This is a genomic window from Streptomyces sp. MspMP-M5, from assembly GCF_000373585.1.
GTDB lineage: Bacteria > Actinomycetota > Actinomycetes > Streptomycetales > Streptomycetaceae > Streptomyces.
Genome location: NZ_KB891967.1, coordinates 1 through 7,336, shown reverse-complemented (window position 1 = coordinate 7,336; position 7,336 = coordinate 1). Strand labels below are relative to the sequence as shown.

Annotated in this window: 6 protein-coding genes and 1 pseudogene; 4 read left to right on the top strand and 3 right to left on the bottom strand. The window is 70.4% G+C overall.

Annotated features, from left to right (window positions below; all coding sequences use genetic code 11):
- Positions 1 to 693: pseudogene (locus B073_RS0138620) on the bottom strand (hypothetical protein); the annotation flags it as partial.
- A 140-nt stretch (positions 694 to 833) separates the two neighbouring features.
- Between B073_RS0138620 and B073_RS0138615 the strand changes: the two are divergent.
- From B073_RS0138615 to B073_RS0138605, 3 genes are all read left to right on the top strand, one after another.
- Positions 834 to 2,207: a DUF4334 domain-containing protein gene (locus tag B073_RS0138615; RefSeq protein WP_078508418.1), complete on the top strand. Its 1,374-nt coding sequence runs from the start codon at positions 834 to 836 to the stop codon at positions 2,205 to 2,207.
- 64 nt (positions 2,208 to 2,271) lie between these two features.
- Positions 2,272 to 2,979 (top strand): TetR/AcrR family transcriptional regulator, encoded by a 708-nt coding sequence (locus B073_RS0138610; RefSeq protein ID WP_018543404.1) that lies wholly within the window; start codon positions 2,272 to 2,274, stop codon positions 2,977 to 2,979.
- A 50-nt stretch (positions 2,980 to 3,029) separates the two neighbouring features.
- Entirely contained in the window at positions 3,030 to 4,406 is a 1,377-nt protein-coding gene (locus B073_RS0138605) for an MFS transporter (RefSeq protein WP_051094445.1), read from the top strand.
- A gap of 71 nt (positions 4,407 to 4,477) precedes the next feature.
- Here B073_RS0138605 and B073_RS0138600 read toward each other — a convergent pair whose 3' ends face one another.
- Positions 4,478 to 4,954: a carboxymuconolactone decarboxylase family protein gene (locus tag B073_RS0138600; protein WP_026248144.1), complete on the bottom strand. Its 477-nt coding sequence runs from the start codon at positions 4,952 to 4,954 to the stop codon at positions 4,478 to 4,480.
- 457 nt (positions 4,955 to 5,411) lie between these two features.
- On the opposite strand from B073_RS0138600, the gene B073_RS0138590 reads away from it, so the two are divergent.
- Positions 5,412 to 6,491 carry a hypothetical protein gene (locus B073_RS0138590; RefSeq protein ID WP_026248143.1) on the top strand — a complete coding sequence of 360 codons (1,080 nt, stop codon included), beginning with the start codon at positions 5,412 to 5,414 and terminating at the stop codon, positions 6,489 to 6,491.
- 84 nt (positions 6,492 to 6,575) lie between these two features.
- Here the strand turns inward: B073_RS0138590 and B073_RS42585 are convergent, their stop codons facing one another.
- Positions 6,576 to 7,100, bottom strand: coding sequence for a GNAT family N-acetyltransferase (locus B073_RS42585; RefSeq protein ID WP_018543400.1), 525 nt, complete (start codon positions 7,098 to 7,100; stop codon positions 6,576 to 6,578).
- Positions 7,101 to 7,336 lie beyond the last annotated feature (236 nt).

Below are 7,336 nucleotides of genomic sequence, written 5' to 3'. Positions count from 1 at the left end.
GGCGGCCGTGCCGGGGGCCGCCGCCTGGAGCGCGAGCGCGGCGAGCGCGGTGCTGACCGGGTTGGCGAAGAAGTCACCCGACGGAGACTGCTGGTCGGCGATCATCCGGGCGGCGCGGCGGGCGGCGTTCCGGTCTCCGAAGTGGAATTCCACCAGGGCGTGGGCGGACCAGAGTTCCACCTGGGTCCAGCGCTTGAGCCGCTGCGGCGCGGCGACGGCGGCGGCCAGCCGGGCGCGCAGTGCGGCGGGTCCGGTGCCGCCGCGGGTCGGCCGGGCGGTGTGCAGGGCGACGGCCTGGAGGAGTCTGGCTCGGGCGGAGAGCGCCGGGTCCGCGAAGGCGGGGTCGCTGACGTCGACCGGTTCTCCGGTGTTCAGCGCCAGGGAGAGCAGCGCGGTCTCCACGGCGTGGGCCACCGGGTGGTGATCCTGTGGCGGGGCGGCGCCGGCGGCCAGCCATGCCTTGCCCCGCTCGGCGGCCCGGCCGGCGCCGGGGAGCGGGGAGCGCGCCAGGGCCAGTGTGCACAGTGCGGTCTCGGTGATGCGGGGCGCGGGATCGGCGAGCCATGAGCCGTTGTCCCGCTGGGTGTTGAGGAGATGCCGGGTCGCGCGGGCGAGGGCGCGGTTGGCACGAGGTAGGAGGGTCGGCGATAAGGGTCCGTCCGATATGACGGGTAAAGCGCATCCTTGTGACATCGGGCCTCTGCCTCTCCTGCATTTCGCTGCTCCTGCTTGGCCGCACGTAGCCTGGCGGCGTGGACACTACGCGACCTGCCTGCCACCCTCCCCGGGAGATCGTTTCCATAGCGGACACATGCTCCGCCGCATTGGAGAACATGCCGCGGCTGGAGATCTGGCTCAAAGCGCTCGGACTGCCCGTGAGTCCCGCACTCGTTCCCCTGATGTGCCTTCAAACCGCCTTTTTCACACCGTGGTTACCGTCCCCGACCTGCTATCAGGTCTCCCGTCTCACGGTCTGGTTGATGGCGATCGACAACGTCCTGGACGCACCACAGGCACCGGCGGAATCCAGCCCGGCGTCGACGGACGCCCAGGTCCGGAGCTGGCATCGGATTCTCGCCGGACGCGAGAACGGCAGCGGGAGCGACGACCCGATGGCGCGCGCCCTGGCGGAGATCACCGAAGGCATCGACAACGGCAGTCGGCCCGAACTCAACACCATCTGGCGCAAAAGCATGCACCAGACCCTCAGGGGCATGGAACGCGAACGCGCGGCGGCGCGGACCACTGCCGCCGGCGGCCGGCCGCCTCGACTGGCGGACTACCTGACGCACGGCGCCTGGACCATCGGCGTCGAACAGCAGGTCACCGCCCTGTGGGCGCTCATGGACGAGCCTGGCCTGCCCCACCGCCTCCCCGTGCTGCGCGGCGCGCTGCGCCAGGCAGCAATCGCGATCCGGCTGCTCAACGACCTCCGCGGCCACCGGCGGGAACAACACGAGGGTAAAGCCGACGCCCTCACCCTCGGCCTTTCCGAACAACAGGCATACCAGCGCGCCCAGTCAGCGATCGACGACTGTCGGCGCACCCTGGCTCCGCTCACCGCGGCCGGGTATGGTTCCGCGGTGGCGCTGGAGCGGGTGGCGCTCTGGCATGCGCGGATGTACCACCGCTTCGATCCCGTACGCCCCGACCGGGCGGTCTCCGCCCCTCTGCCCGGCGGGCCGGGGCCAGAGGCCACTTCGCACGCCCGGCACACTCCGTTCGTCCGCCCGCCGAAGGAGGCCCCACCCATGAGCACCGGAATCGATCAGGAAGTCCTGGACGCCATCGCAGCCGGAGAGGAGTACGACGGCGGGAAGTTGGCCGACCTCTTCGATCGGCTCGAACCGGTCGACACCGCCCTCCTCGTCGGCACCTGGCAGGGCGGCGGGTTCGAGCGGACCAGCGAGAACGCCGCGCTGCTGGCGAAGATGCGGTGGTACGGCAAACGCTTCGTCGACGCCGAGCACGTCGAGCCGTTGCTGTGCCGCGACGAGCAGGGGGCGGTCTTCTCGTACCAGGAGATGGGCCTGGCGACACTGCGCGAAGTGGTATTCCACGGCAAGCAGTCCACCGCGATGGTCTACGACCAGCTGCCCATCATCGACCACTTCCGCCGCCTGACCGACGACGTTCTGCTGTGCGTGATGGACAAGAAGGGCGAGCCCGCGGACTTCTTCTTCCACCTCACCCGCGTCCCGGCATAGACACCGACACCGACACCGACACCGGCGAGTAGACACTGTCTACCCACTCTGGTAGACAGTGTCTATGCACACCGAGAACTCCCTCCGGGAGCGGCTGATCGACGTCGGGGTGGATCTCGTACTGACCGAGGGCTCGGCGGCGTTGGGGCTGCGCGAGATCGCCCGCCGGGCCGGGGTGTCGCACGGAGCGCCACGCCGGTACTTCCCCACGCACCATGCCCTGCTCTCCGCGATCGCCCGCCGCGGTTTCGCGGACCTCGGGGACCGATTCACGGCCGCCATCGCCGCCGCGACCACACCACGGGCCCAGTTGCAGGCCATCGCGCGGGTGTACGTCGGGTACGCGCTGGAGCGCCGGGGCATGTTCGAGCTGATGTTCCGTCATGATCTGCTGGACAGCGAGCAGCAGCACACGTCGGACCAGCCAAGGCTGCGCGAGTCGACCCTGCCGCTGTTCGACCGCATCGTCACGCTCGTCGCCAGATGCCGAGCGGAGCGGAACAGCACCGTACAACCGACCGATGAGTCAGGCGAGTTGGCCACCATCGCCCCCGCCACACCCTCCGCCTCCGTCACGGCCGCCGTTCTGTGGTCGAACCTGCACGGCATGGCCCAGCTGTGGGCCTGGGGCAGTCTGCAACTCGCGCTGGGAGGCGCCACCCAACAGCCTGGCGATGCACCGCAACAAAGCGACCGACTCGGCCAACTCAGCCAACTCGACCAGCTTGTGGCGGCGGTGCTGGACACCCACCTCGGCCCGGTGCACACGTGACGGCGTCCCCGCGGCGACCAATCGCGCTCCTGGTCAGCGTGGCCGGTGCGATGCTCGTTGCCTTGGACGGCACGGTGCTGCTGGTGGCGCAACCCGGTCTGCAGCGCGATCTCGGCGCGAGCGTGGCGCAGGTCCAGTGGACAAGCACCGGTTATCTGCTCGCGGTGGCCTCGCTCCTCGTCATCGCCGGACGGCTCGGCGACCGGTACGGACACGGGCGGCTGCTGTTTGCCGGCGTGGTCGGCTTCGGAGTCGTCTCGGCCGGTATCGCGCTCGCGCCGCCGATCGGTTGGGTGATCGGACTGCGCGCCGCCCAAGGCGTGTTCGGCGCACTGCTCCAACCGGCGACCCTCGCGTTGTTGCGCCTGACGTATCCAGCGGACCGGCTCGGTACGCCGGTCGCCATCCGCACCAGCGCGATCGCGGTGGCCGCGGGAGCCGGTCCGCTCCTCGGGGGTGTCCTGGTCACGCATCTGGGCTGGCGCGCCGTGTTCTGGCTCAACGTCCCCCTCGCACTTCTGATCGCCGCACTCATCCTGTTCGTACGAGCGCCGGCACCGCCTTCCCCCGCCCGCTCGCAGCGGCTCGACCTCGCCGGCACCGCCCTCCTCACCACCATGCTCGTGGTGCTGGTCCACACCCTGGCCGGGGTGCCGGCACACGGCTGGGCCGCCGCGCCGACCCTGCTCGGGCTCGTCGCCGTCGTGGGTCTCGCCGTCGTCCTGGTCCGACACGAACGCCGGATCGCGTACCCGGTCGTGCCACCTGCCGTGGCGCGGTCCGTCCCGGTCATCGCGTCGATGGCGATCCTGCTGGCCAGTTCTGCCGGCCTGTTCGGCGCACTGTTCGCGGCCACGTTCTATCTGCAGGACGTACTGCGTCTGGATCCGCTCGCCAGTGGTCTGCGCGTCCTTCCACTGACCGCGCTGATGGTCCTCGGCGCGCCCGTCGCCGGCCGCGCACTGCGCCGGTACGGTCCGCGCAGCACCGCGATCGCGGGCACCGCGCTGCTCGCCCTCGGCATCGCGGGACTGTCCCGGCTGGGTCCGGCCAGTTCATGGACGGCGACGGGGTTGACCTTCGCCGTGATGGGCGCGGGGTTCGCCACCGTGATGGTCACCGCCACCGGGACCGTCGTCGGCGACGCGCCACCCGGATACGCCGGGCTCGTCGGCGGGCTCAAACAGACCGCCATGAACATCGGCCCGACGCTCGGCATCGCCCTGGCCGCCAGCGCGACCGGACCGTCCGCCCACGATTCCCCCGCCGCCCCGGCCACGGCGTTCGCCCCGGCGATGGGCCTGGCCCTGCTGATCCTGGCCGGATGCGCGGCGCTCGGCCTCCTACCGGCTTCCTTGCTGCCCCGACGGCCAGCCAAGTGCCCACCCGAACAGTGCCGTTGCGCAGGTCGCGACGCCGGGCCATGAAGTTCCGCGCCCGGCCCCGTCCCGCGGCGCACAGCCCGTCGGCCGGCCGCCGTGGGCCGACGGGCCATCCGTCAGTGGATCTGACCTGCCTGGTAGGTGCCGTCGGCCGGCTGCTGGGTGATGACGTTTCCACGGTTGAAGGCGTTGATGAGGGCGATTTGCACCACCAGTTCGGCGAGTTGGTCCTCGTCGTAGTACTTGGCGGCGTTCGCCCACACCTCGTCCGGGACGCCGCCGGCCGCGTCGGCGATCCGGGTGCCCTGCTCCGTCAGCTCCAGCGCGGCGCGCTCGGCCTCGGTGAAGACCGTGGCTTCACGCCAGGCCACGACCAGGTTGAGCCGCACCGCGGTCTCCCCGGCCGCGGCGGCCTCCTTGGTGTGCATGTCGATACATCCGGCACAACCATTGATCTGACTGGCGCGGAGCATCATCAGCTCGCGCGTGGCGGCCGGCACCGTCGACTCGGCGAGCGCGTGGTGCGCGGCGATGAAATGCTTCATGGCCTTCGCGGCAACCGGGCTGGCCATCGGGTTCAAACGAGCTTCCATCGTGCACTCCTAGGTCGTCGTCAGTGGCTACACCCCCTTGGACGAGACAGCCCCCGCCCCCTGTGACACGCACGCATGTGACCTGCGTCTCCGCTACGCAGCGGCTTCTCCCGCCCCGGTGGAGGCGCTCAGCCCAGTGGCCGGCTGCAGGTCATGAACGTGCGCTCTGCTTGCAGCAAACCCCAGCCGCAAACCCCATCCGCCCATCGCTCAGGTTGCGTCGGACGCAGGGACGCCCTCGGCCACGAGGGGCGGGGCGGCAGCCATGGTCCCGTCGTCGACAAGGTCGATATGCTGTATGGACATTGAGGGTCGCGAGGCGCTCCGAGCGCGTAACTTTCGCATCAAAATGCGCCATTTCAAGCGCTTGCGGGAACCCTGTAGCGCGGAGTCGACTCCACTCTCGTAGAGACGCACACCGGTGCGTCTGATGCGAAGTGGGGGCAAAATGACACCTATGGCACAACGGCCGGCGCGAGCATGGAAGGCGACCGCCGGCTCCGCGGCCGCGGTGGCTGCCGGAATGGCCCTGGTGATCGGGGCGGCGGCTCCCGGGCAGGCGGCCCCCGCAGCAGCGGCTGCGGGGACAGCACGGTCCGCGCCGAACTGCGGTGGCGCGGTCACGGCACCCATGACCGGGGCGACGCGGACGAACACCTCGGCGGGAACGGAAGCGTCCCCGGCCGCCACGGCCGTCGTCGGCGGAAATGCGGCGCAGAAGTTCTCCTACAGCCTCGGGTCGGAGGCGCCGATCGGCCTCTGGTCGTCCTCGAACGTCACCCTGCGGACCCCGGTCTCCAAGGGCACCGTCCGCCTGGACGTCACCACGCAGGGTTTCATCGCCGATTCCCTCATGATTCAGCGTTACGACGAGAAGAGTCACCGCTGGGTCGATCTCCACACCCAACCGGCCGGCAGTGATCATCCGAACAAGGGGAGGTTCTCCTTCCCCCTCTCCGTCGCGGCGAGCCCCGGCCGCCCCGCCACGGTGGCCCTCCGGGTCCAGGCCATCGACCGTCCCGGCCGCCTGGCCGTGGCCGCTTCGGTGGACGACGGTCACGGTCATACCTACCGCGCACCGACGCGTAACGCCGTCGTCGACCGCCCCACCACCACGGTCAAGGGCTGGCCGCGCGACGCCGGTCTGGTTCGTAGCGGTGCGGCGAAGGAGTTCGAGCTCACGGTCAAGAACACCACCAAGCGGGCCTACCCGGCGCTGAACGCCGGCTACTTCGCCTACGGGCAGAGCGGCAACCGTGCCGTGGCGCCCAAGGATCTGGTGCTGCAGCAGTATGTGCCCGGCCACGGGTGGCAGCGCGTCTCGTTGGTACCCGGCGGCTGCGACCCGGGCATGGGCGCCAAGCTCATCCCGACCGCGAAGACGCCGCTGGCACCTGGCGCCACCGCCGTCTACCGGATGCGACTGGCCGTCGCGGGAGACGCTCCCGTGACCGACGTTGAAGCAGGTGTGTCGGTAGGCACGGGCGACACCTCGTTCTACTACCAGACGTTGCCGTTCAAGATTCGCACCAAGTAGCGCCGGCGAACGCCTCGTTCACGCACGGGGAGTCGGAGGAGGGAGTGGTGGCCGAGCCGCTCGCGGCGGCTGGGCGGCGCCTCCTCACCTTCGGCTCCCCGCCGTCGCATCGGTGCGGCCGTCCCCGACGGGCCCGGAGCGGACCATGCCGAATTCCCACTCCGGCGCCCCTTCCCGTACGGGCTGCACCCGCCCGTTCTGCTGGAAACCATGGCGGGCATAGAGCCGCTCCGCGTACCCGTTTCCCTCCGTCACCCACAGCTCCACCTGCGGAAAGCCGTGGTCCTGGGCCCATTGCAACGCCGCCCGCACCAACACGTCGGCGACTCCGCGCCCGCGTGCGGCAGGATGCACCCACATCGACACGAGCTGGGCGATGCCTGGAGCGCTCGGAACGATGCCGATCAGTCCGCACGCCTCGTCGCCGTCCTCCGCGACGAACTGGTTGCGTCGGGTGAGGCGCTCGCGCCACGCCTCCTCCGTGAACGCCTGCTCCCGCTCCAGAGTGGAGCCGAATGCCTCGGGGGCGTCCGTCAGCGCCGCCAGGCGAAGCGTGCGGTAGAGGGGCCAGTCGTCGGCTGCCAGCGGTCGCACGGAGAGCGTCGTCATGGAGGAGACATTGGCCTCCGTCGACGGGCAGGGCAAGGAAATTTTTTCGTGGCGGAAGAGGTGCGGGACGCTCCCGGCCGCCTCAGCCGCGTCCGGTGAAGTGCTGGCCCACGCCGAGTCGGCGCAGGTCGGCGAGGACCTGCGGGTCCTGGGCGTCGAGCCAGTCGGTGAACTGCCGGAAGGAGACCAGCCGGACGTCCTTGCGCTTGTCGTCGGCGATGTGCTTCAGCGCCTCC

Coding starts and splice junctions, on each gene's coding strand:
- B073_RS0138605 (WP_051094445.1), top strand. CDS start 3,030: ATGCTCGTTGCCTTGGACGGCACGGTGCTGCTGGTGGCGCAACCCGGT.
- B073_RS0138590 (WP_026248143.1), top strand. CDS start 5,412: ATGGCACAACGGCCGGCGCGAGCATGGAAGGCGACCGCCGGCTCCGCG.
- B073_RS0138610 (WP_018543404.1), top strand. CDS start 2,272: ATGCACACCGAGAACTCCCTCCGGGAGCGGCTGATCGACGTCGGGGTG.
- B073_RS0138615 (WP_078508418.1), top strand. CDS start 834: ATGCCGCGGCTGGAGATCTGGCTCAAAGCGCTCGGACTGCCCGTGAGT.
- B073_RS0138600 (WP_026248144.1), bottom strand. CDS start 4,954: ATGGAAGCTCGTTTGAACCCGATGGCCAGCCCGGTTGCCGCGAAGGCC.
- B073_RS42585 (WP_018543400.1), bottom strand. CDS start 7,100: ATGACGACGCTCTCCGTGCGACCGCTGGCAGCCGACGACTGGCCCCTC.